This window comes from Methylomicrobium agile (assembly GCF_000733855.1).
Taxonomy (GTDB): domain Bacteria; phylum Pseudomonadota; class Gammaproteobacteria; order Methylococcales; family Methylomonadaceae; genus Methylomicrobium; species Methylomicrobium agile.
In genome coordinates this window covers 688,132-711,224 of sequence record NZ_JPOJ01000001.1, presented here as the reverse complement: position 1 = coordinate 711,224, position 23,093 = coordinate 688,132, and the positions used below count along the sequence as shown (strand labels likewise).

Sequence of the window (23,093 nt, the reverse complement as noted above, 5' to 3'; positions counted from 1 at the left end):
GGCGCGCTTTATGAGTCCCGGAGTCTAACCGGCCTGCCCGGAAAAGAACGCTTCGGTTTCTGCATGCCGCAAATCGAAGCGTCATTCCGAAAAACTCGAAATCAGCCTTGATTGATGTTTAACGGTTCGGTTGGATCAATCAATATGAACAAAAAAACAGATGGCAGATCGATCGATAACCGGCGCTTTCCGGTAGGCGCGGAGAGAGCATCGGAAAAAGGCATTCATTTTAGGGTATGGGCGCCTGAGAGAAAATCGGTAAAACTGGCGATGAATCCGCGTGGGGAAGAGATCGATTCTCCGCATTGGCCGGTCGAAGTCGAATTGCAAAAGGAGGAAAACGGCTATTTTTCGGCCATCGTCCAGGAGCCCTGCGTAGGGGGGCTGTACCGTTACCTGCTGGATGGCGATCCGCAGCCGTATCCGGATCCCGCTTCGCGCTTTCAGCCGCAGGGCCCGCACGGGCCTTCGCAGGTAATCGATGCGTTGACGTTCGAATGGACGGACGCCGCCTGGCCGGGAGTCGATGCCCACGGTCAGGTGATTTACGAGATGCATATCGGTACCTTCACGCACGAAGGCACCTGGGTCGCCGCCGCGAAAGAACTGCCCGAATTGGCTCGACTGGGCGTGACCGTGCTGGAGATCATGCCGGTGGCCGATTTTCCGGGGCGGTTCGGCTGGGGGTACGACGGCGTCAATCTGTTCGCGCCGACGCGGCTTTACGGCACGCCGGACGAATTCCGGTTTTTCGTGAACGAGGCGCACGCGGTCGGGCTCGGGGTGATTCTGGATGTGGTATTCAATCATTTCGGCCCGGACGGCAATTATCTCGGAAAATTCTCGAACGACTATTTCTCTGCGCGTTATCAGTGCGACTGGGGCGATGCGCTGAATTTTGACGGGCCTAACTCCGCCCCGGTACGCGAGTACGTGCTCGCCAATGCGGCCTACTGGATCAATGAGTTTCACCTCGACGGCCTGCGCCTCGATGCCACCCAGCAGATTTTCGACAGTTCCCCGGTCAACATCATTGCCGCAATCGTGCAAACGGTGCACCACGCGGGGTCTCCGCGAAAAACTTTCGTAATCGGCGAGAACGAACCGCAGGACGCCCGACTGTTCCTGACTTCCGAACAGGGCGGTTTCGGCATCGATGCCCTATGGAACGACGATTTCCACCATACCGCAATGGTCGCGATGACCGGGCGCGCCGACGCCTACTACAGCGATTACCGGGGATTGGCGCAGGAATTCGTCTCCACCTTGAAGCGGGGATTTTTATATCAGGGCCAATGGTATTCGTGGCAGCATAAGCATCGCGGCACCCCGGTACTGAACATGCCGCCGGCCAAATTCGTAAACTTCATCCAGAACCACGATCAACTGGCCAATTCCGGCAGCGGCAAACGCATTCACCTGTTGACCAGCCCCAATCGCTACCGGGCATTGACCGCGCTGTTCTTGCTGTCGCCGCAGACCCCGATGCTGTTTCAGGGTCAGGAATTTGCCGCCACCAGCCCCTTTTTTTATTTTGCCGACCATAAAGAAGACATTGCCTATCTGGTCGCGCGCGGGCGCTCCGAATTTCTGGCCCAGTTCCGTTCCCTGGCGACGCCCGAAATGCAGGCACGGCTGCCCGATCCCCGGGACCCGGTCACGTTTACGCATTCCAAGTTGAACCTGAACGACCGCTATCAGCATAAGGAAGAATATGCCTTGCACCGCGATCTGCTGCGCCTGCGCCGCGAGGATCCGGTATTTCAAACCTGTCAGCAAAGCCAGCGTATCGACGGCGCGGTGCTGAGCCTGGATGCGTGGGTAATCCGTTTTTTCGGGGACAAACCGGGGGACGACCGCCTGTTGCTGGTCAATCTAAGCCGGGACCTTCATCTCGTTCCCGCCCCGGAACCGCTGCTGGCGCCGCTGCCGGGGAGCGTTTGGGATGCCCTGTGGTCCAGCGAGGATCCCCGGTACGGCGGTTTGGGCATGCCGCCCTGGCCCGCCGAGGACAATTGGTATTTGCAGGGCGAGTCCGCCGTTGTGCTGCATCCTGTCTCTCAATCACCAAAGGATACCCCATCATGATCAGCGATGTTGTGATTCGAACGAACTGGACCGGGACGCCTGCCGAACAGGAAGCCCTGCTGACGCACGAGTGGATCGTCACGAATGGACTGGGCAGTTATGCGTCAGGAACGATTTCCGGCGTTCCCACGCGCCGTTACCACAGTCTGTTGACGGCGGCGATTCCGGATCCTCACGGCCGCTACGTGATGCTCAATCAATTGAGTGAACTGGTGCGGCTGCCTGACGGTACCACGCAGAAAATCGGCGGCATCGAATTGACGAGCGGAGCCCTGGATCTTTATGGCATGTCCACGCTGCGCGAATTCCGCCTGGACGCCGGCATGCCGGTATGGCGGTACGAACTGAAGGATCATGTGATCGAAAAATGGATCTTGATGCCGCATATGAGCAATACCGTGCATATCGGTTACCGTCTGGTTTCAGGGCCGGGACCGGTGCGGCTCAAGCTACGCATCGCCGTGCATTTTCGCCGGCATGACACGTCTTTGAACGAAGGGCCGCCTTTGGAATTTTATGACCTCAAAGCTTCCGCCGGGCGTATCGAGGTTCATGGCGCCTCCATTCCGCCCTTATGCCTCTATATTGAAGACGGCAGTCCGGCGTTCACGATCGAGCCCAAACGCTTCAGCGACATTCTTTATCGGATCGAAGAACAAAGAGGTTATGAGGCCCACGGCAACCTATGGAGCCCCGGCTATTTCCGGGCCGATCTCGTCCCCGGCAAGACGGTGACGCTGATCGCTTCCACCGAGAACTGGGAAAGCATGCTGGCACTGTCGCCCGCGGAGGCGCTGCAGGCCGAACTGGAACGGCGTACCACCTTGCTGAGAACCGCGCGTCCGGGATTCGATAAAAGCTTGGTCAAGCAGTTGTTGCTGGCCTCCGATCAGTTTGTGGTCGCGCCGGCCGACCGGGTCGGCGAAACCGCGCGGATGCGCGCCACCGGCGGGGATGTGCGCACCATCATCGCCGGTTACCATTGGTTCACTGATTGGGGACGCGATACGATGATCAGCCTGGAAGGACTGACGCTGGTAACCGGCCGGCATGTCGAGGCAGGACTCATTCTGCGTACGTTCGCTTATCATCTGCGTGACGGGCTGATTCCCAACCTGTTTCCGGAAGGGGAAGACGAGGGGGTGTATTACACCGCCGATGCGACACTGTGGTATTTTCATGCGGTGGAACGCTATGTCTCGATTACCGGCGACCGGAGCTTGCTCAGAGGCCTGCTGCGCAAGCTGCTGGACATTATCGAACATCACATCAAAGGCACGCGCTTCGGTATTCATTGCGATCCGAAAGACGGCCTGTTGATCCAGGGCGATCCCCGTTACGCGTTGACCTGGATGGATGCCAAATTACCCGATTGGATCGTCACGCCCCGCCGCGGCAAAGCGGTCGAGATCAATGGGCTGTGGTACAACGCGCTGCGCCTGCTGGAAAAATGGCTGCAGGAAGAGAATATCCACGCGCCGCTGAGCCAGATCTCGCAGCTTGCGGACCTTGCCCGGCGAAGTTTCAACCAACGCTTCTGGAATCCCGGGACGGGATACTTATACGACATCGTCGACGGCGAAGACGGTCAGGACGACCCGGCCTGCCGCCCCAATCAACTATTCGCCTTCTCGCTTTCCAATCCGGTGCTGGAGCCTGAATACTGGCAGCCGGTATTCGAGGTCGTCAAAGACCGGTTGCTGACGCCGGTGGGTCTGCGCACTTTATCGCGGGATCATCCCGACTATAAACCGACCTACCACGGCGATTTGCGCACCCGCGATGCCGCATATCACCAGGGTACGGTCTGGCCTTGGCTGATAGGCCCGTACGTAGACGCCTGGTTGCGCATTTATCCGGACCAGCATAAAGAGATGCGCGACTTCCTGAATGAGCTATTGGAAAAGCATCTGCATGAAGCCTGTATCGGCTCGATCAGCGAAGTTTTCGATGCCGAAAGCCCGTTTTCGCCGCGCGGATGCATCGCTCAGGCATGGAGCGTCGCAGAGATACTCAGGGTCTGGGGCAAAGTGTCCGAAGAGGGGCAGAAAGCGGCTCAATAAAATTTTTCGGCCTGAAAAACGCTTTTCCCTTTAATTCATCCATTTCCGTTTTTTCCGGGTTCATTCCCCGCAAGGCAATCCGGTATAATCCGGCCAATGAGAGACGGCGCCGTCCGTGCCGAAACATCCCGTTTCCGGTCTCGGCTTAACTCTCATTGCCCACTTATCCGAGGAGAAACCGATGAAATTGACCATTGCCTTAACCTTTGGCGCCTGTTTTGCCGCCGGCGCAGCCTGGGCTGCCGAAAAACCGGCGCCGGCGCCGAACGGGATCGAACTGCCGGCGTATTACAAAAACTGGCGCGTGATCGGCGTATCGCACCGGCAGGATAAAGAGTCGTTGCGGGTGATCGTCGGCAACGACACGGCGGTCGATGCCGCCCGGACCGGCAATACCCATCCCTGGCCGGACGGGAGCATCCTCGGCAAGCTAGCCTGGAAAGACCAAACGCACCCCAACTGGCCGGCGGCGACCGTGCCCGGCGAATTCGTGCACGCCGAATTCATGATCAAGGATTCGGCGAAATATGCGAAGACCGGCGGCTGGGGATTTGCGCGCTGGCTCGGCATGGAACAGAAGCCGTACGGCCAGGATGCGTCATTCGTGCAGGAATGCCTGGCCTGCCATGATCAGGTCAAGGACAACGATTCGGTCTTTACGCATCCCGCGCCGCTGCCGTAAAGGCGTAGGGTACGCTGCGCGTGCCGCTTTTGGCCGCAATAAACGGGAGAGGCCGGATAAGTCGCCTCTCCCCAAGTCAATTAAACAGCGCCATCGCTTTCTTCAGTGTCGACCAGATGCCCCAGGTCAGCGGGGTGGCGACATACAGCCAGAACAGTATCGCCAGTGCCAGGGGAGTGGATTTGGGACGGTCGTCGGGTTTCATCGGGTCACTTTCCTTAAGATCGAATGGGTTGAAACGGCTTTAATGGGCATCGGAGGCGGGCCGATGCGGAAAAACGCCGTCGAATTCATCGAATTCGTCATGGCGCATGTGGTGTTTTTCATGGACGGGCCGGATCAGCATATTGCAGAGGAAGCCAGCCACCAGAATGCCGGCCATGATGTACATCGTCACGTTATAGGCGTTCGCGTTGGCGATGCCCTGTTCGATCTGGAATTCGCGGATGTAATTGACGAGTACCGGTCCCGCCACGCCGGCGGTCGACCAAGCGGTCAACAGGCGCCCGTGGATGCCGCCGACATAGCGGGTGCCGAAAATATCGGCCAGATAGGCCGGAATCGTCGAGAAGCCGCCGCCGTACATGCTCATGATCGCCGCGTACAACAGGATGAACAGGCCGATATTGCCGAGCCGGCCCGCCATCGGAACGGAGGCGTACAGCACCGCGCCGAGCGCGAAAAAAATGATGTAGGTATTTTTACGACCCAGAAAGTCGGAGGCCGAGGACCAGAAAAAACGGCCGCCCATGTTGAACAGGCTGAGCAGGCCGACGAACCCGGCTGCGGCCGCCGGCGTTACCGTGCCTTTGAACATTTCCTGGATCATCACCGACGCCTGGCCCAGTACTCCGATCCCCGCGGTCACGTTCAGGCACAACACCAGCCAGAGCAGGTAAAACTGCGGCGTCAGCAGGGCGCGGTCGATATGCACATGATTTTTCGTGATCATCCTATTTTCGATGACCGGCGGCGTCCAGCCTTCGGGTTTCCAGTCATTCGGTGGAATCCGTATCGTCAACGCGCCGATCAGCATCGAAACGAAATACAGGCTGCCCATCACCATGAAGGTTTCGAGCACCCCGGCCGAGGTCGCGGACTTGAAATGATCCATCAGCAGCACCGCGAGCGGCGCGCCGATCATCGCGCCGCCGCCGAAGCCCATGATCGCCAGACCGGTCGCCATGCCGCGCCGGTCCGGAAACCATTTAATCAGCGTCGACACCGGCGAGACGTAGCCGAGGCCCAGCCCGATGCCGCCGATGATGCCGTAGCCGAGATAGATCAGCCAGATCTGATGCAGGTGGATGCCGAGCGCCGAGATCCAGAAACCGCCGCCGAAGCAGCAGGCGGCGACCAGCATCGTCAGCCGGGGGCCGACCTTTTCCAGCCATTTGCCGCCGAACGCGGCGGACAAGCCCAAAAATACGATCGCCAGGCTGAATGTCCAGCCGAGAGTCGTCAGTTTCCAGTCGTCCGGCGCAGGCTCGGTGATGCCGATCACCTTGGTCAAAGGGTCGTTGAAAACGCTGAAGGCGTAAGCCTGGCCGATGCACAGATGCACGGACAGCGCGGCGGGCGGCACCATCCAGCGGTTATAGCTTCGGGAGGCGGTGATGCGTTGCTTGGAAAAAAAACCGGACATTGGGGGGCAAGCTCCTCGGTGATGGCTTGGCATTAAAAATTAAAGGGCGGCGGAGGCGGCCGGATGGGACGATTCAGCCTTAAAAAACTTACCAAGAGGTTATTTTACTCTGACGGAAGGCTGCGAATCCACCGGCTTTGGGAGGGCATGCGGCAGGAATCGAAAGCGGTATCGCATCTTGAACGGCTATTTATGCACGACGTCGGCTAAACTAGGCCCTGTGGCATGATCTTGCGCGGAAAAGCTTACGGCTGTCATCATTCTGTCACATTCGATGTCTAACCTATGCGCCAGAACACGAACCTGTCTACCTATCCCTATCATTGAGAGTCGATATGAAATTGTTTTTTAAGAAAACATCGCTGGCCTTGGCTTTGGGCGCGGCGTCGTTCGCCCCATTCGGCAGCCAGGCGGCTGCCAAACTGGCGGTCGATCCGGATTTGCCTTCCTATCAGACCGCCAGCGGGATTTCGGGCAACCTGTCCAGCGTCGGCTCCGATACCTTGGCCAACCTGATGACGCTGTGGGCCGAGACCTTCAACCGTTTTTACCCCAACGTGAACATTCAGATTCAGGCCGCGGGTTCTTCGACCGCGCCGCCGGCGTTGACCGAAGGCACCTCGAACCTGGGGCCGATGAGCCGGGAAATGAAGGACGATGAAATCGAGGCTTTCGAAGACAAATACGGCTATAAGCCGACCGCGGTTCCGGTGGCGGTCGACGCGTTGGCCGTGTTGGTGAACAAGGACAATCCGATCAAGGGCCTGTCGATGGATCAGGTCGATGCGATCTTCTCCACGACGCTGAAATGCGGCGCCAATAAAGGAATCGAAACCTGGGGCGACGCCGGCGTGCCTGCGTGGGGCGCGAAAAGCATTCAGTTGTACGGACGCAACTCGGTTTCCGGCACCTACGGTTATTTCAAGGAACACGCGCTCTGCAAAGGCGATTTCAAGAGCAACGTGAACGAGCAGCCGGGTTCGGCTTCGGTCGTGCAGTCGGTCACTTCTTCGACCAACGGCATCGGTTATTCCGGTATGGGCTATTCGACTTCCGGCGTCAGAATGGTGCCGCTGGCGAAAAAAGGCGGCACCGACTATGTCGAAGCGACGCCCGAAAATGCGCTCAAAGGCACTTATCCGTTGACCCGCTATTTGTTCATCTACGTGAACAAAAAGCCTAACCAGCCGCTGCCGCCTCTTGAAAAAGAATTCATGAGGATGGTGCTGTCGAAGGAAGGACAGGAAGTCGTGATCAAGGACGGCTATATTCCGCTGCCTGTCAAGGTCGTCGAAAAGTATCTGGAAGCGCTCGATAAATAACGGATTTCCACAGTCTTATCTCCTCCTGTTCAGGGTAAGGGCAAAAGTCGGTAAATAGCGGCAAAGTTGCCGGTGCTTACCTTCACGACATTGCTCATGTAAACGGCCAAGATTGACTCGATGTATCTTGGCCGTTTTTTTTCGGGATTGTTATATCATTGTCACTTTTGAAAGCTAGCATCTACGCATGTCTGAAACTTACAGCTTTAGGAACGCGTCTGGCTCTATCCAGCAATCGGCCGCCGGTTATTATCATAGGTGGCGTTTGATCAAGGATGCCCTGGCCCGTTATGGCGTCATCGTCGGGGGGCTCGGCATCCTGGCCGCGATCATTCTGATTTTCTTTTACCTGGTGTATGTGGTTTATCCGCTCTTTACCGGCGCTTCGGCCTCGCCGGTGAACCGGTATGCGGCGCCTGAACCGTCGCTCGGCAGGACGCTGTACCTCGACATCGAGGAGCAAAACGAGTTGGCGGCCCGTTTCACGGACAGCGGCCGTGTGGTATTTTTCGAAGCGGCGACCGGCAAACCGGTACTGACGCAGGCGATTGCGCTTCCCGAAGGCGTTTCGGTCACCAGTTTCACCCCGGGCCGTCCGGTGAATGGGGGCGTGTTCGCTTACGGGCTTTCGAATGGCGGCGTTATCGTGGTCAGGAACCACTACAAGGTGACCTATGACAAGGATGTGCGCAAGATAGCGCCGGAACTCGGTTATCCGCTCGGAGAGGCGCCGCTGATGATCGGCGAGGAAGGAGCGCCGCTCGATAAGGTCGCCGTCAAATGGGAAGACGATGCGACGGTGATTGTGGCGAAAACCGGCGGCAAGATTCGTTTGGTCAGTTTCGAAAAAGAGCGGTCGTTGTTCGCCGAAGAGTCGGCGGTTCAGCGTACCGATGCGGTACTGGATACGCCGGCCGAAAATATCGCGCAAATATTGATCGACAAGAACGGAGAAAATCTGTTTCTGGCCGGCAGCGACGGCAGTGTCGGTTTTTTCGATATTGCGGATAAAAATGCGCCGGTGCTCAGGCAGCGCCAGAACGTGGTCGAAACGGGGCTTGCGATTACCAGCCTGGCTTTACTGAACGGCGATCTGTCGCTGCTGGTCGGCGATTCCTCTGGACAGGTTACGCAGTGGAGCAAAGGCAAGGACGAATTGAACAATGTGGTGCTGAAAAAGCTCAGGGTCTTCAAGGTTTCCGACCGGCCTGTCGTTACGATCGATTCCGAGCAGCGGCGCAAGGGCTTCATGACCTTCGATGCCGGCGGGAAAATGGGGCTTTTCAATTCCACCGCGGAAAGGCGCCTGCTGGAAGAACCGCTTGCGGCGCATCCGGTAGCGGCAGCGTTGTCGCCGCGCGCGAACGCCTTGCTGATGCAGGACGAAGACGGCCAAATCCATTTCTGGAGCGTCCATAACGAGCATCCGGAAGTTTCGTTCGGGTCGATCTGGGGGAAAGTCTGGTATGAAAGCTACCAGAAGCCCGATTACATCTGGCAGTCGTCTTCGGCCGCGAACGATTTCGAGCCGAAATACAGTATGACGCCGTTGGTTTTCGGCACACTGAAGGCGGCCTTCTACGCGATGCTGTTCGCTATGCCGCTGTCTTTGCTGGGCGCCATTTACACTGCTTATTTCATGGCGCCGGCCATGCGTCAGCTGGTCAAGCCGACCATCGAGCTGATGGGGGCGCTGCCGTCGGTGATTTTGGGTTTCCTGGCCGGTTTATGGCTGGCGCCTTTCATCGAAAAGCACCTCGCCGGCATCTTCTCGACGCTGATCTTGCTGCCGGTCGGCGTGCTGCTGTTTGCGCTGGGCTGGCAGTGGGTCCCGAAAGCGATCCGGCATAAAATTCCCGAAGGCTGGGAGGGCGCGTTATTGATTCCGGTGATGCTGTTTACCGGCTGGTTCGCATTCCAGGTCAGTGTGCCTCTGGAAGCGGCGCTGTTCGGCGGTTCGCTACGCGACTGGTTCAGCCGCGAGTGGGGGATCGGCTATGACCAGCGTAACGCGCTGGTCGTCGGCATCGCGATGGGGTTCGCGGTGGTGCCGACCATTTTTTCGATTGCGGAAGACGCGGTGTTCAGCGTGCCGAAGCATTTGACGGTCGGTTCCCTGGCCTTGGGTGCGACCCCGTGGCAGACGGTCATCCGCGTCGTGCTGCTGACCGCCAGCCCCGGCATTTTTTCGGCGGTGATGATCGGACTCGGCCGGGCGATCGGCGAGACGATGATCGTGTTGATGGCGACCGGCAACACGCCGGTGATGGACTTCAGCGTATTTCAGGGGCTCAGGACCCTGGCGGCCAACATCGCGGTCGAGATGCCGGAAGCCGAAGTCGACAGCACGCATTACCGGATCTTGTTTCTGGCGGCGCTGGTACTGTTCCTGTTCACCTTCATCTTCAACACGCTGGCCGAAATCATCCGTCAGCGCCTACGTGAAAAATACAGTTCGTTATGATCAAATCGTGGTTTAAAAGCGGCAATCCGTGGGTATGGTTGACGGCTTCGGCGGTCAGCGCCTGCCTGATCATGGTGCTGGGCGTATTGGGATTGATCCTGGTACGCGGAATCGGCAATTTCTGGCCGGGCGGCCTGATGCAGTTCAGTTACCAGGAAGACGGCGGGCAAGTGCATGAAGTGATCGGCGAGCTGATCGATACCAGCGTCACGCCGGCGGCGATGGCGCAAGTGGCCGGTTTTGCGATGACCGACGACGAAGACGTGCTGGTCCAGTATCAAATCAAGACCGGCAATCGCGATGTATCCGGTTCGGATTTCCGCTGGATCCAGGAACGCCGGATCAAACGGCAAAGTACGCCTCCCGAACTGATCGCGGTCGAACGGCGGGAGTGGGGTAATTTCTACGGCCGGCTGGTCGCCGTCAAGGAAGGAGGCAAGGTAATCGCCGAAGGGCCGGGGGCGATGCCGGTGCTGCAGGAACGCCTGGAGGCGGCGCTGGACATTTTCGAGAAGATTGCCCATCTCGAAAAAAAGGAAATCGGCGCGGTCAACTACGGGCTGGAGCGGCTGCGTCTGGAGCGGCGCAAACTGGAGTTGGAGAAGCGCTGGGACGCGGCCTCGGAGCAGCGTATCGCGGCCGAGAAAGCGGTTTTGGACGGAGAATATAAAAAATTCCAAACCGAATTGGTGGCGCGGTATCGCGACATCCGCAAGGACAGTTTCGTCGCGGCCGCGGACGACGGCAGCGAACACGAGATCGCGCTGGCCAAGGTCGTCCGGGTTTATCAGCCGAACGAAATGAGCGTATTCGGCAAAATCGGCCATTATTTCACCAAGTTCGCCGAGTTTCTGGCCGACGATCCGCGCGAGGCGAACACCGAAGGCGGCATTTTTCCGGCGATTTACGGCACCATTCTGATGGTGATTGTCATGTCGATCATCGTGACGCCGTTCGGCGTGATCGCGGCGGTGTATCTGCGCGAATACGCGAAACAGGGTTTCACGACCCGGCTGATCCGGATCGCGGTGAACAATCTGGCCGGGGTGCCTTCCGTCGTTTACGGCGTGTTCGGCCTTGGATTCTTCGTTTACATCCTGGGCGGCAAGATCGACCGCCTGTTTTATCCGGAAGCCTCGCCCGCGCCGGTATTCGGTACCCCCGGCCTGATGTGGGCGTCGATCACGCTGGCGCTGTTGACGCTGCCGGTCGTGATCGTGTCGACCGAAGAAGGTCTGGCGCGCATTCCCAAATCGATCCGCGAGGGCAGTCTGGCGCTCGGCGCGACCAAGTTTGAAACGCTTTGGCGGACGGTGCTGCCTATGGCAAGTCCCGCAATGATGACCGGCCTGATCCTGGCGGTCGCGCGAGCGGCCGGCGAAGTGGCGCCGCTGATGCTGGTCGGCGTGGTCAAACTGGCGCCGTCGCTGCCTCTGGACGGCAATTTCCCATTTTTGCATCTGGAAAGAAAATTCATGCACCTCGGCTTTCATATCTACGACGTGGGCTTCCAGAGCCCGAATGTCGAGGCGGCGCGTCCCTTGGTCTATGCGACATCGCTGCTGCTGGTCCTGGTGATTATCGGGCTCAATCTGTCTGCGATCCTGATCCGCAATCATCTGAGGGAAAAATATCGAGCTCTTGAAGGTTAATCATCATGACAACAGCACAACAAGCACGTACCCATGCGATCGACATGAAGTCGATCCTGCGCGATACGAAAGGCCAGGCCGAGACCGGGTTTTCCGAAGTCTGCATCCGGGTCGACAATTTGAGCCTGTTTTACGGAGAAAAACAGGCCCTGCACCACATCAACATGGACATTCAGAAACAGAAGGTAACCGCCTACATCGGCCCGAGCGGCTGCGGCAAATCGACGCTGCTGCGCTGCATCAACCGGATGAACGATCTGGTCGACAGCGCCCGGATCGAAGGCCGGATCCTGCTGGACAACGAGAACATCTACGATAAGTCGGTGAATGTCGCGGCGTTGCGCCGGCGCGTCGGGATGGTGTTCCAGAAGCCGAACCCGTTCCCGAAATCGATCTTCGAAAACGTTGCCTACGGCCTCAGGATTCAGGGCATCAACGATAAAAGAACGCTCGAAGAAACGGTCGAAAAGGCGTTGCGCGGCGCGGCGCTCTGGGATGAAATGAAGGATCGCCTGAACGACAATGCGCTCGGGATGTCCGGCGGCCAGCAGCAGCGTCTGGTGATCGCGCGCGCGATTGCGATCGAGCCCGAGGTGCTGCTGCTCGACGAGCCGGCGTCGGCGCTGGATCCGATCTCGACCCTGAAAATCGAGGAATTGATCAACGAGCTGAAAGAACAATACACGATCGTGATCGTGACGCACAACATGCAACAGGCGGCGCGGGTATCCGATCTCACCGCCTTTATGTACATGGGCGAACTGATCGAGATGGGCCCGACCAGCGAACTGTTCACGAATCCGAAAAAACAGCAGACAGAAGATTACATCACCGGCCGTTATGGTTAAGGAGCCGACAATGGAAAACAGTAAGATCGGACAGCATATCTCCGCCCAGTTCAACAAGGAAATCGAAGACATCCGCAACAAGGTGCTGACTATGGGCGGACTCGTCGAACAGCAACTGGAGCTGGCGATGCAGTCCTTTTCGACGGGCGACATCGAAATGGCCGAGCTGGTGATCAAGCAGGACAATCAGGTCGATGCGCTGGAAGTCGAGATCGATCGCGAATGTACGCAGATCCTGGCGCTTCGGCAGCCGGCCGCGTTCGATCTGCGTTTGCTGCTGACCGTGATCAAGGTGATCAACGAACTGGAAATCGTCGGTGATCTGGCCGAGCGGATCGCAAAACTGGCGATCCAGTCGGCCGACAGCGACGGTCGAATCGATCAGTATTACGAGATCCAGCACATGGCGAATCTGGTCAAGGACATGCTGCACCGGGCACTCGACGCATTCGCGCGGATGAGCATCGAGGACGTTCCGGCGATTACCGGCCTGGACGACAACGTCGACCGCGAATATTCGAGCATCATCCGCCAGTTGATCACGCACATGATGGAAGACCCGCGCAACATCACCCGCACGCTGAACGTGCTGTGGACCGTGCGCGCGATGGAACGGATCGGCGACCATGCCTGCTACATCTGCGAGCATCTGATCTACATGGTCAAGGGCGAGGCGGTGCGCCATTTGAGCCGGGAAGAAATGGCGAAGAAAGTCAAGGGGGGGTGAGGCGTACAGCCTGATAGGTCGGGCAACCGCTTTATCGTTGCCCGGCGATCATGTGGCGATTCTGCTTCGGAATGTTGCGCGGGTCTGAAACCCTGTCACCTTTCAAGGCATGGAAAATGTCGGGCACAAAAAGCGCGTGCCCGACCGCGCGGCTTAATCAAACCGTTTTTCCACTCTACGAATTTCACGTAAAATTTGTTTCCGTTTTTTTCATTTAAAGAGCCAGATTATGTACCGATTCGACATTATCAATCTATTTATCAAAAAACACGGTTATCAGCGTTATCTGGAAATCGGCGTAGAGGGCGGCGATGCTTTCAATAGCTCCCTCTGCCCGACAAAGCATGGCGTTGACCCGGCCTCGGTAAACGCCACATTCCGTATCACCTCCGATGAATTTTTCGGCATGCTGGCGGATCATATCCGTTACGACTTGATTTTTGTCGATGGCCTCCATACGGAGGAGCAAGCGCAGCGCGATATCGAGAATGCCCTGCGGCATCTGTCCGAGAACGGAACCATTATCGTCCATGACTGCGATCCACCCACGGAATGGCATCAACGCAGCTATGAGGAAGCCTTGCAGAACGGCTGCCGCCAGTGGAACGGCACGACCTGGCGGGCTTTCGTCAATTTACGCGCCTCCCGACCCGATTTGAGCATGTGCGTAGTCAATACCGACTGGGGTTGCGGCATCGTCCGGCGCGGCACTCAAACTCCGCTGGCATTGCCGCCCGCCTATACTTACGCCGACTTCGCCAAGCACCGTACCGAGTGGCTGAATCTTATTTCCGAACAAGATTTTCTGGCAAGCCTGGCGTAATCGAAAAGCCTTGGGTTAGCTTTAACAGTTCGCCGACGGTGAAAAATCACAACTTCACGATGATGGATGCCACCGGTTCTATTTCCGGATTGGGTCTGCCCAGGTCGGAATAACCGCCTTCCTCTACCCAGACCCAGTCATTCAGCCCCAAAGCCAGAAAGCGTTCGGGGATACGCTGATCGTATTTCCAGCGCAAATAGCGGACATGGCGCTGAATATCCTGATTTCTAACCCGCTGGGTGTTCGCTCCGCCTTCGATATATTGCAAATAACCCAAGACCGGAGTTCTCGCCATCGTCGTGTGCAGGAAGGCGCGTATCGATAATTCAAAATCATCGGCGGCTTTTATGCTTGTGCCTACGCATCTCGCCCGCAAACCCGTACGGTGGATGAATTGTAGGGTGGATTCGCCGTCAGGCAATCCACCAAAACGGCACACCGGCGCTTCGTTTGGCATGGCGGTTTACTGGCGCGAAACCGCCTCATCCATCTGAGCGGGCGGGAATTTAGAGCATTTTCATATCGCGTGCAGGGAGGTACGAAAGCGCACCCGCCTGGGTTTCTGGATTCCGGCAATCCCTGTCGGAATGACGGGCTTATGTATAAGGGCATGGGTAAGAGGTTTCCTATTTAGACCTGTATTTATAGGATTTCTCTGTGAAGTAGGCTATTTAAAGATTTCTGCAACCCTAATTTTTAGCAATGTCAATGCACTACACTAAACCGGACATACTTTTTAAAATAACTGCCGGGTTTTGGAGGAGACGCGCCGGTGACTCACTGGTCTTTGATCAGGCGCACCACTTGCAATTTGAAGCTGCTGTCGAATACCCGACGTTTTTTTATCATGATCTTGTTTCCATTTTCTATGTGGATAGATAGAGTTTATTAACCTTATACCATTAAATTTTCTCATAAAAGTTACCGCCAGCATTGAGCCGTCGATTCGAAACAAACGGCCAAGCTATTGCCGCACTCTTTTGCTCGACTCATGTTTTGGCCGTTAGCGACTGTTGTGTTAGAATCGCGAAACATCTACTATCGGTCATCCGCGCCTTCGCATAAAGTATTGAACAGGCTCGAAAAACACTCTCGATCTACAGAGGTGGCCTGATCAAGCCTTTTGTGCGGACTCCCTCTGATGATAGAGGGAACAATTTCGTTCCATGTTGCCGTCGTAACCTTGCGGAGAACGGTATTATCCGGTAGACGGTGATGTTTTGCCGGTGGCGCGGTTTTTTCTCGTTTACGATTTTCGCGCTATTTTCATGCTTGTGCCTACGAATCCCGTTCGCAAGCAATACATCAACACGAATCGGAACGGTTACCGTCGGTCATGCCATGAACTCAACAACAATCGCAGGCGGAATCGTTTCGCTTGGACAATCCTGTTCCGTGACCGTTACCGGTAAAGCCGAGGCGCCCCAATGTCGCAGATCGTCGTAGAGTTTCGCAGTTCCTTTACCCGGTCGTCCGCGACGGCGACTTTTACCGACGGGAAAGACTACGTCGCAGGCAGCAATCCGGCTTGCGATCTGCCTTTGCAAGGCCAGGACGTCAAAGCGGAACATGCCAGGCTGTCGTTTACTCTCGACGGCTTGTTCGTAAGCCCGTTTGCGGACGCTCGGATCACGGTCAACGGCCATTCCGCCGTCGGCAAAACAAAACTTTCCGACGGCGACTGGCTTGCGCTCGGCGCAACGCTGTTCCAAGTCAATTTTCTAGATCACCCTACCGGGACCTCGCCATTCGCAGCCCCTGCGTCCCCAAAATCCGGCGTGCTGACGATAGGCCGGATTCCCGAATGCGATCTCGAAATCGCTTCGCCTTTGGTGTCGAGAGAACACGCACGACTCTATTGCGACGCAAACGGCGTCGAAATCGAAGATCTCAACAGTACCAACGGCACCTTCGTGAATGGCCGACAGATCGAAGGCCGCCTGCGCCTGAAGCAGGGCGACCGTGTCTCGATCGCCTCGTTCGGTTTTCTGTTTACCGGACAAGCACTGGAGCCGATCGACACCTCCGGTCGGGTCCGGGTCGAAGTGCAAGGTTTGTGCAAGGAAGTCTTCGACCGCTCGACCAAACAGTCAAAGCGCCTGCTCGACGACATTAGTCTCGCGATAGAACCGGGCGAGTTCGTCGTACTTTTCGGCACCAGCGGCTCCGGTAAATCGACTTTGCTCGATGCATTGAACGGCCGGCGCCCGGCCACTAGCGGCAAGGTGCTCTACAACGGCATCGATTTGTACGGCGCCTTCGACGCGTTTCGGGCCACGATCGGCTACGTGCCGCAGCAGGACATCGTGCATCGGAAGATTACGATTCAAAACGCGCTGAAATATACCGCCCGCTTGCGCCTGCCGCCGGATACCTCGGATCGGGAAATCGGCGGCTACATCGGCAGCGTGTTGAGCAAGGTTGAATTGAGCGAAAAGAGTGCCTTGCCGATCGATACGCCGGCACCGCTCAGCGGCGGCCAGTTGAAGCGAGTCAGCTTGGCCGTCGAGCTGGTCGCGAATCCGAACATTCTGTTTCTCGACGAAGTTACCAGCGGCCTCGACGCCGGCACCGATAAACGCATGATGCGTCTGTTCGCGGATCTCGCGGCCGATGAAAAGACGGTCGTCTGCGTCACCCACACGCTCGAAAACATCGACGTCTGTCATCTTGTCGTGCTGTTGCACAAAGGCAAACTGGTCTATTTCGGCCCGCCGCGCGAAGCTGCGGCCTATTTCGGCGTGCAGAAACTGTCCGATGTCTACGAATTACTCGAAGCGAGCCCGGCAAACCTGTGGGCGGACAAGTTCCGGCAGTCGTCGTATTATCAGAATTACGTACTCGCGCGCATGACATCGCCTGCGTCCGCGCTGAATTCGGCCACCCAGCCGATCCCCCCGAATGAGGCGAAAAACCGCCGTTGGTTCGACTGGCGGCAGACCGGCACCTTGATACGGCGTTATCTCGACCTGATCGCTTCCGACAAGAAAAATTTATTGATCCTGCTCTTGCAGGCGCCGCTAATCGCGGTGATCATCGGGCTGGTATTCAATACCGACGGTTTGCCCGCGCAGCGCGCGGAAGCCGAGAGCAAGATCTTCTTCATCCTGGTGCTTTCCGCGATCTGGTTCGGTACCTTGAATTCGGCTCGGGAATTGGTCAAGGAATTACCGATTTATCTGCGCGAACGTTCGGTCAACTTGGGCATTACGCCTTATTTGACCAGCAAGCTGCTGCCTTTGGCCGCATTGTGCCTGATCCAGTGCGCACTGCTGTTCGGCATCGTCTCGCTGATGGTCGACTTGCCCGGCGGCTTTTTCGCGCGCGTCGCGGTGTTGTTTTCGGCGGCGATGGCCGCCACCTGCATGGGCCTTGCGGTCAGCGCCTTCGTCGACTCGAACGACAAGGCAGTCGCGACTGCGCCGATTTTATTGATTCCGCAAGTGGTGCTGTCGAACGCGGTGGTGATTTTGAGCGATGGCGGCTTGTGGGTCGCAAAGACGAGTGTGATCGCTTATTGGGCCCTCGATGCGATGAAAACCACGTTGAGCTTGCAAAGCCGCAGCGTGCAATATCCTTTCACCGGCAAGCTGATCGTGCCGATTTCCGGCACTTTCGGCGCCGACCTCGGCATGGTTGCGTTGCTCGGCATCGTGTTCATCGGGATCGCGGTGCTCGGGCTCAAATTAAAGGATCGCAGGAAATAGCCATGAATCTCGATAAAAATCCGGAAAATCGCGTCTGCCCCGGCTGCGGTACTGAAAACCCTCTCGTCGCCCTGGCGCAACGCGACTACCGTTGCAGCCAGTGCAATCTCGAAATGGCGCATCTCGACGTCGCCGCGAACGGCGTGATTCGCGGCGTCTTCGGCTGGCTGCGCGAGGTCGGCAGCACGATCGGCGAGCGCTACCGGGTTGTCGCAGTGCTCGGCAAGGGCGGTTTCGGCGCCACCTATCTGGTCGAAGACCTGCGCCTAAACGCCAAACGGCGGGCGATCAAAGAGGTGCCGGAACTGTTGTTCGACGAGTACGAAACCACTTTGCTGAGCCGTCTGAATCATCCATCGATCCCGGACATCATCGACCGCAGCGTCGCGGACGGCATGGTTTATCTGGTACTCGAATTCGGCGGCAGCAAGACACTGAGCAGCGAGCGCAAGCAATATCCGGGGCGCATTCCGCTCGACATTTTGTTGCCGTGGATGCGGCAGTTGTGCGAAGTGTTGATTTATTTGCATTCGCAAAAGCCTCCGATCATCCACCGCGACCTGAAGCCGGACAACGTGCTGCTCGATGAAAACGGCCGTATCATGTTGATCGACTTCGGCATCGCGAAGGAATCGACCCCGTCGACGATGACCCGGACGATCGGCCGCGCCGCGACGCACGGCTTCAGTCCGCCCGAGCAGGCAATGGGCACCGGCACCGACGAACGATCGGACATCTATGCGCTGAGCGCTACCTTTTATGCGCTATTGACCGGGCAGAATCCGCCCGCCGCGCACGAGCGCGTCGCCGGTAAGGATCTGATCGCGCCGTCGCAGTTGGCGCCCGGCGTGCCGCCGCTGCTGGAAGCGGCGATTCTGCGCGCGTTGAACCTGAACGTGAATCTGCGTCAGCAAACGATGCAGGAATTCGGCCAAACCCTCGCCGCGATCGATCCCGGTATGCCCGGTCCTGCGACGCAAAGCGCCCAATACACCGACCGTACCGTGCTGGTCAGCCGGCGGACCGGCGCGACCGGGCTGCATCCGCCGAGCCTGAAACTACCGAGCGAGCCGGTTTCGTTAACCTTGCCGAAATCGGCGCCTTCGGCCGCAATACCCCCCGCCCACATCGCAACCGATTCGAATCGAAAAGCACTCTGGCTGATGGCCGGCGTTTCGTTCGCCCTCGCCGCGACGTTGGCGATCGCCTATTTTTTGTGGCCCGCCGCGAAAGACGAATCCACCCGAATCGCCGGGACGCAAGCGCCTGGTCAGACCCTCGACTTGCTCCCGCCATTGCCGCAATTACCCGTCGCGGTGCAGCCGACCGCCGAGCCCGAAAAGGCCACCCCGACCCCGGTACCCGCTCCGTCTACCAGCGTTGCTGCGATTATGCCAACACCGACTCCCGGGGGTAGCGCCGCGGCCGCCTTCGAAGAGGAATTAAAAAAGAAAGGAGGAAGCCCAGAAATCAAACCGATACCCGGCCCCTCTTCGCAAGCCGAAAACACTTTGTATAGGACGCGAGAGGCAAGTACACCGAAAAACATCGCCGCAGCGCCCAAACCCAAACCGGTGGTCAAGCGCAAGGAACCGACACGGCAGGTGGCAAAACGAAATTCCGGCGGCAATAATGACAGTTGGCTAGACGATTTCAGCAGTAGTGGTGTCAGGGTCAAATGATCAAAACAGTCTATAGTGAAAAGACCAACCCGCAATTTTTAACAACGACAACCGATGACGAGGGGATAGCCATGATACAAGCGCTACGAAAAAAGACGTTAATTTCATCGTTCAAAACTGCCCGAGGCAGGCTGCTGCTCACGGGTTTCGCCACCCTGTTGGCGAGCTTGGCATCGATGCCGGCGTCCGCGCTGGGTTTTTCGGATCCCGGCGGCTATGGCCTGAAGATTTACCGGGTCAACTCGGGCTTGTATCCCTATGTCCAGGTGTATTTCCGCACCTTCGATCAAGAACAGAACCCCTTGGTCAATTTGAACGCGATGAACATCGGTCTGATGGTTAAAGGCAGGGCCTACGATCCGATGAAGCGTCAATATAACATCGGTTCGATCCGCCAACGCCAGGAGGCAACGCGCTCGGTCTTGATCCTCGATGCGAGCAAGTCGATGACTGGCGCGCCATTCTTGGCCGCGCAAAAAGCCGCGACCCGCTATATCGACAGCAAGCGTCCACAGGACGAAGTCGCGATCTTATCGATTCGGGACACGAAAACCGGCTATGACATCGTTTCCGATTTCGAAAGAGACCCCGGCGCGCTTGGCCGGCGTCTTTTCGAGGTAGTGCCGGACGGCAATCGCAGCCGAATCTACGATACGATCGGGGCCGCGATGCAAATGTGCGGGATGTCCGCGCAAGGATCGGTGACGCCCGGCATAGAAAATTACATCATTTCCTGCTCGATCGTGGTGTTCTCGGACGGCTACGATGAAGGCAGCGCCATTTCGCGCGAGGAACTGAACGGCCGCATCACCGCGCTCGGCATTCCGGTACCGATTTATTCACTCGCCTATTCGAAAAAAAGCCGCGAGCATTTTAAAAACCTCGAATCGCTGTCGAAGAATTCATTCGGCATTTACTATTTGATTGGCGAGGCAATCGATGAAATGCAAAAAACCGTTGAGCGGATCCAAAATATCCTGCAAAGCGATTACGTGTTGACCTTCCGTTCCGTGGTCGAGGTCGACGGCGAGGAGCACGCGATCAAGGTCGGCGTCGAATACCCTACCGGCAGCGGAAAATTCTATTACGAAAGCGCCAAGATGGAGGCGATACAGCCGCCCCCGGTACCTGCAGTGTTGCAGCAAATACAGGTGCTGGACGGCTATTTCCCGGCGTTGCCTGAAGGCATGGCCCCGTACATGGAAAAACCGGCGGAAGCTCTGGCTGCTCCGCCAGCGCAAATTCCCGCTGCGCCGGCGCCTCAGGGCACTCAAGCACAAAATGCGAAGGAGCTATAAATGAAAAAGACGCTTAACCTCAAAATCGGCATTTTCGCCCCTTCGGTCGTCCTGCTGGCTGGCTGCGCGACAATGGAGCAATCCGCCGGCCTTGCGGCTTTAGGTTGCGGTGCGGTTGGCGCCTTGACCGGGGTCCTGACCAACAACGCCGGGGCCGGCGCCGGAGCCGGCGCCGGCTGCATGGCCTTAGCCGGGCTGGCGCTGTACAACTACCATTCGAGTCAAACCCGGACCGTGGAGCAGGATCAACGGCTTTACGGTTACACCGCACCGGTCAACAGCACCGAAGTCAAGATTCGGACAGCTACCGCTTATCCGGAAACGGTGCATGTCGGCGACACGGTCAAAATCGGCATGGATTATTCGGTAATGGCGCCGCAAGGCACACCGAGCGTCAACGTGACCGAATCGATGGTACTCAAACATGATGGTAAAACCCTGAAGACGTTGAGCGAACGGCCGGTTTCCAGACCTCTGGGTGGCGGCAGTTCCGAGGTCGATTTCAAGATACCCGCCAAGATGCCGTCCGGTACTTACGTGGTCGAGCAAAAAGTGCAGGCCGGCACCAGTTATGATATCCGTCCGACCGTATTTGTCGTCGGTTCTTGAAGCGATGCCCGTGCGCAGAACCGGCGCTCCGCTTCGATTGCTGCTGTCCGCCGCTGCAGCGGTCTTCGCTTCCGCCGCGGCGGCCGTTCCTTGCCCAGAGCAGCAGGCCGCAATCGACGCCTCGTTACAGCGCATCTACAACGAGTGGCCGTTGCGCGCGAGTAGCGATCATCCGTCTCGCTATGTGCAAAACCTCGCTTCGAGGCTCGCTGCTGACAGCGGACGTCCCGAGCTGATGCACTGGAAGGTTGCTCTGGTCAGAAATCTGGCGCCGAATGCGTTCTCGATCGGCAACGGCTACGCGTTCGTGACTGACGGCGCGCTTCGCTTCGTTCTGAATGAATCGGAACTGGCCGCGATATTGGCGCATGAACTCGGCCACGAATTGGCCGGCCATTTTTGCGCGCCCAAAACGACGACCGGTTCCGGCGGTCTGTTCGATCTGTTTTCGCGCCCGGAACCCGAACCCAACCGCATTGGTGTCGGTTCATTGACGCAGGTGATTGACCCGTCCAAAGAACGCGAGGCCGATGACATCGCCTTGTCGTTGCTCTGGTCGGCCGGTTTCAATCCCCGCGCTTTGCTGGACATGGCGCTGCGATTGCCGGCAAACGGCCCTTTGCATTATTTGAATGCGGAGCGAGTCCGCTTTCTCGAACGGGCGGTGCTTCGCTTTCCGCCGGCCAAAGCAGTAAGCTCGAACGAATTTTTTGCGGTCAAACGCAGCCTGGAAACCGAATAGCATGTCACGAGGCAAAATCGTATACGGCGCAGCAAGTCACCCGGGACGGGTCCGCGAACTGAACGAAGACAGCTATCTTGCCTGGCCGGCATGGGGTTTATGGGCGGTGGCCGATGGCCTGGGCGGCCACGAGGCCGGCGAAGTCGCCAGCGCGATCGCGATTCAGGAAATCGCTCGTGCAGTCAAAGTCGGCGGCACATTGTCGCAAGCGGTCGATGCGGCGCATCGGGCAATCATGCATGCGATACAAGACGGCGTCGGCAGTGAAGGGATGGGCTCGACGCTGGCGGCAGTAAAAATCGAAGACATGGCTTACCAAATCGCCTGGGTTGGCGACAGTCGCGTTTATTTATGGAACGGAGCGCTTGCTCAATTGACGAAGGACCATTCCTATGTACAACTCCTCCTGGAAGCCGGCTTGATCGACCGTAGCCAAATTGCCGGCCATCCCTATCACAACGTGATCTGCCAGGCTCTCGGCACGCGCGGTGCCGACGGACAAGACATTCGGCCCGATTTCGCGGCCGGCATGTTAAATGACGGCGATATACTGTTGCTGTGTTCGGACGGACTAACCGGTGAACTTGCCGATGCGGAGATCGCCGCGCTTCTCGGGGAAGCCGGCGGCCTACAAACGCGGGCCGACCGATTGGTCGAAGCGTCGTTGGCCGCTGGCGGCAACGATAACGTGACGGTATTGTTGCTGGGTTTGCATTGAACAGCTTTTGCCGGCGGTTGCGA

18 protein-coding genes are annotated in these 23,093 nt (G+C 57.6%); 15 read left to right on the top strand and 3 right to left on the bottom strand.

The features are described from left to right. Nucleotides 1-144 precede the first annotated feature (144 nt). From treZ to CC94_RS0103270, 3 genes are all read left to right on the top strand, one after another. Nucleotides 145-2,088, top strand: coding sequence for a malto-oligosyltrehalose trehalohydrolase (gene treZ, locus CC94_RS0103280; protein WP_005373902.1), 1,944 nt, complete (start codon nucleotides 145-147; stop codon nucleotides 2,086-2,088). Then, nucleotides 2,085-4,151 carry an amylo-alpha-1,6-glucosidase gene (locus CC94_RS0103275; RefSeq protein ID WP_005373901.1) on the top strand — a complete coding sequence of 689 codons (2,067 nt, stop codon included), beginning with the start codon at nucleotides 2,085-2,087 and terminating at the stop codon, nucleotides 4,149-4,151. Before treZ ends, CC94_RS0103275 begins: the two co-directional genes overlap by 4 nt. A 181-nt stretch (nucleotides 4,152-4,332) precedes the next feature. Further along, complete coding sequence (locus tag CC94_RS0103270; RefSeq protein ID WP_005373899.1) at nucleotides 4,333-4,833, top strand: cytochrome P460 family protein; 501 nt, start codon at nucleotides 4,333-4,335, stop codon at nucleotides 4,831-4,833. 76 nt (nucleotides 4,834-4,909) lie between these two features. On the opposite strand, the gene CC94_RS24990 is transcribed toward CC94_RS0103270, so the two are convergent. Then, entirely contained in the window at nucleotides 4,910-5,038 is a 129-nt protein-coding gene (locus tag CC94_RS24990) for an MFS transporter small subunit (RefSeq protein WP_281023966.1), read from the bottom strand. A 39-nt stretch (nucleotides 5,039-5,077) separates the two neighbouring features. Then, nucleotides 5,078-6,478, bottom strand: coding sequence for an L-lactate MFS transporter (locus CC94_RS0103260; protein WP_031429795.1), 1,401 nt, complete (start codon nucleotides 6,476-6,478; stop codon nucleotides 5,078-5,080). A 335-nt stretch (nucleotides 6,479-6,813) separates the two neighbouring features. Here CC94_RS0103260 and CC94_RS0103255 point away from each other — a divergent pair, with 335 nt between their 5' ends. The 6 genes from CC94_RS0103255 to CC94_RS22155 all read left to right on the top strand — a co-directional run bounded on the left by CC94_RS0103255 (nucleotide 6,814) and on the right by CC94_RS22155 (nucleotide 14,314). Then, complete coding sequence (locus tag CC94_RS0103255) at nucleotides 6,814-7,800, top strand: PstS family phosphate ABC transporter substrate-binding protein (RefSeq protein ID WP_005373897.1); 987 nt, start codon at nucleotides 6,814-6,816, stop codon at nucleotides 7,798-7,800. Between the two features lie 187 nt (nucleotides 7,801-7,987). Then, nucleotides 7,988-10,264 (top strand): ABC transporter permease subunit, encoded by a 2,277-nt coding sequence (locus CC94_RS0103250; RefSeq protein ID WP_005373895.1) that lies wholly within the window; start codon nucleotides 7,988-7,990, stop codon nucleotides 10,262-10,264. Then, the gene (pstA, locus tag CC94_RS0103245; protein ID WP_005373894.1) at nucleotides 10,261-11,916 is read left to right on the top strand and encodes a phosphate ABC transporter permease PstA; all 1,656 of its coding nucleotides are present in this window, start codon (nucleotides 10,261-10,263) and stop codon (nucleotides 11,914-11,916) included. Before CC94_RS0103250 ends, pstA begins: the two co-directional genes overlap by 4 nt. Nucleotides 11,917-11,921: 5 nt before the next feature. Further along, the gene (gene pstB / locus CC94_RS0103240) at nucleotides 11,922-12,764 is read left to right on the top strand and encodes a phosphate ABC transporter ATP-binding protein PstB (RefSeq protein WP_005373893.1); all 843 of its coding nucleotides are present in this window, start codon (nucleotides 11,922-11,924) and stop codon (nucleotides 12,762-12,764) included. A 10-nt stretch (nucleotides 12,765-12,774) separates the two neighbouring features. Next, nucleotides 12,775-13,491 (top strand): phosphate signaling complex protein PhoU, encoded by a 717-nt coding sequence (gene phoU / locus CC94_RS0103235; protein WP_005373892.1) that lies wholly within the window; start codon nucleotides 12,775-12,777, stop codon nucleotides 13,489-13,491. 229 nt (nucleotides 13,492-13,720) lie between these two features. After that, nucleotides 13,721-14,314 (top strand): class I SAM-dependent methyltransferase, encoded by a 594-nt coding sequence (locus CC94_RS22155; protein ID WP_005373891.1) that lies wholly within the window; start codon nucleotides 13,721-13,723, stop codon nucleotides 14,312-14,314. A 46-nt stretch (nucleotides 14,315-14,360) separates the two neighbouring features. Here CC94_RS22155 and CC94_RS23550 read toward each other — a convergent pair whose 3' ends face one another. Continuing rightward, nucleotides 14,361-14,771: a hypothetical protein gene (locus CC94_RS23550; protein ID WP_157203363.1), complete on the bottom strand. Its 411-nt coding sequence runs from the start codon at nucleotides 14,769-14,771 to the stop codon at nucleotides 14,361-14,363. Nucleotides 14,772-15,741: 970 nt separating this feature from the next. Between CC94_RS23550 and CC94_RS0103220 the strand changes: the two genes are divergently transcribed. The 6 genes from CC94_RS0103220 (at nucleotide 15,742) to CC94_RS0103195 (ending at nucleotide 23,070) form a co-directional block, all read left to right on the top strand. Next, nucleotides 15,742-18,021, top strand: coding sequence for an FHA domain-containing protein (locus CC94_RS0103220; RefSeq protein WP_005373888.1), 2,280 nt, complete (start codon nucleotides 15,742-15,744; stop codon nucleotides 18,019-18,021). Between the two features lie 2 nt (nucleotides 18,022-18,023). Further along, the gene (locus CC94_RS21185; protein WP_051911365.1) at nucleotides 18,024-19,703 is read left to right on the top strand and encodes a serine/threonine protein kinase; all 1,680 of its coding nucleotides are present in this window, start codon (nucleotides 18,024-18,026) and stop codon (nucleotides 19,701-19,703) included. A 71-nt stretch (nucleotides 19,704-19,774) separates the two neighbouring features. Beyond that, nucleotides 19,775-21,001 (top strand): vWA domain-containing protein, encoded by a 1,227-nt coding sequence (locus CC94_RS0103210; protein WP_157203362.1) that lies wholly within the window; start codon nucleotides 19,775-19,777, stop codon nucleotides 20,999-21,001. Next, the gene (locus tag CC94_RS0103205) at nucleotides 21,002-21,610 is read left to right on the top strand and encodes a hypothetical protein (RefSeq protein ID WP_005373882.1); all 609 of its coding nucleotides are present in this window, start codon (nucleotides 21,002-21,004) and stop codon (nucleotides 21,608-21,610) included. It begins immediately after the preceding gene. Nucleotides 21,611-21,614: 4 nt separating this feature from the next. Then, a complete protein-coding gene (locus tag CC94_RS0103200; protein ID WP_005373880.1) occupies nucleotides 21,615-22,352 on the top strand; it encodes a M48 family metallopeptidase in 738 nt (245 codons plus the stop codon). A gap of 1 nt (nucleotide 22,353) precedes the next feature. Further along, nucleotides 22,354-23,070: a PP2C family protein-serine/threonine phosphatase gene (locus tag CC94_RS0103195; protein WP_005373878.1), complete on the top strand. Its 717-nt coding sequence runs from the start codon at nucleotides 22,354-22,356 to the stop codon at nucleotides 23,068-23,070. Nucleotides 23,071-23,093: the final 23 nt, after the last annotated feature.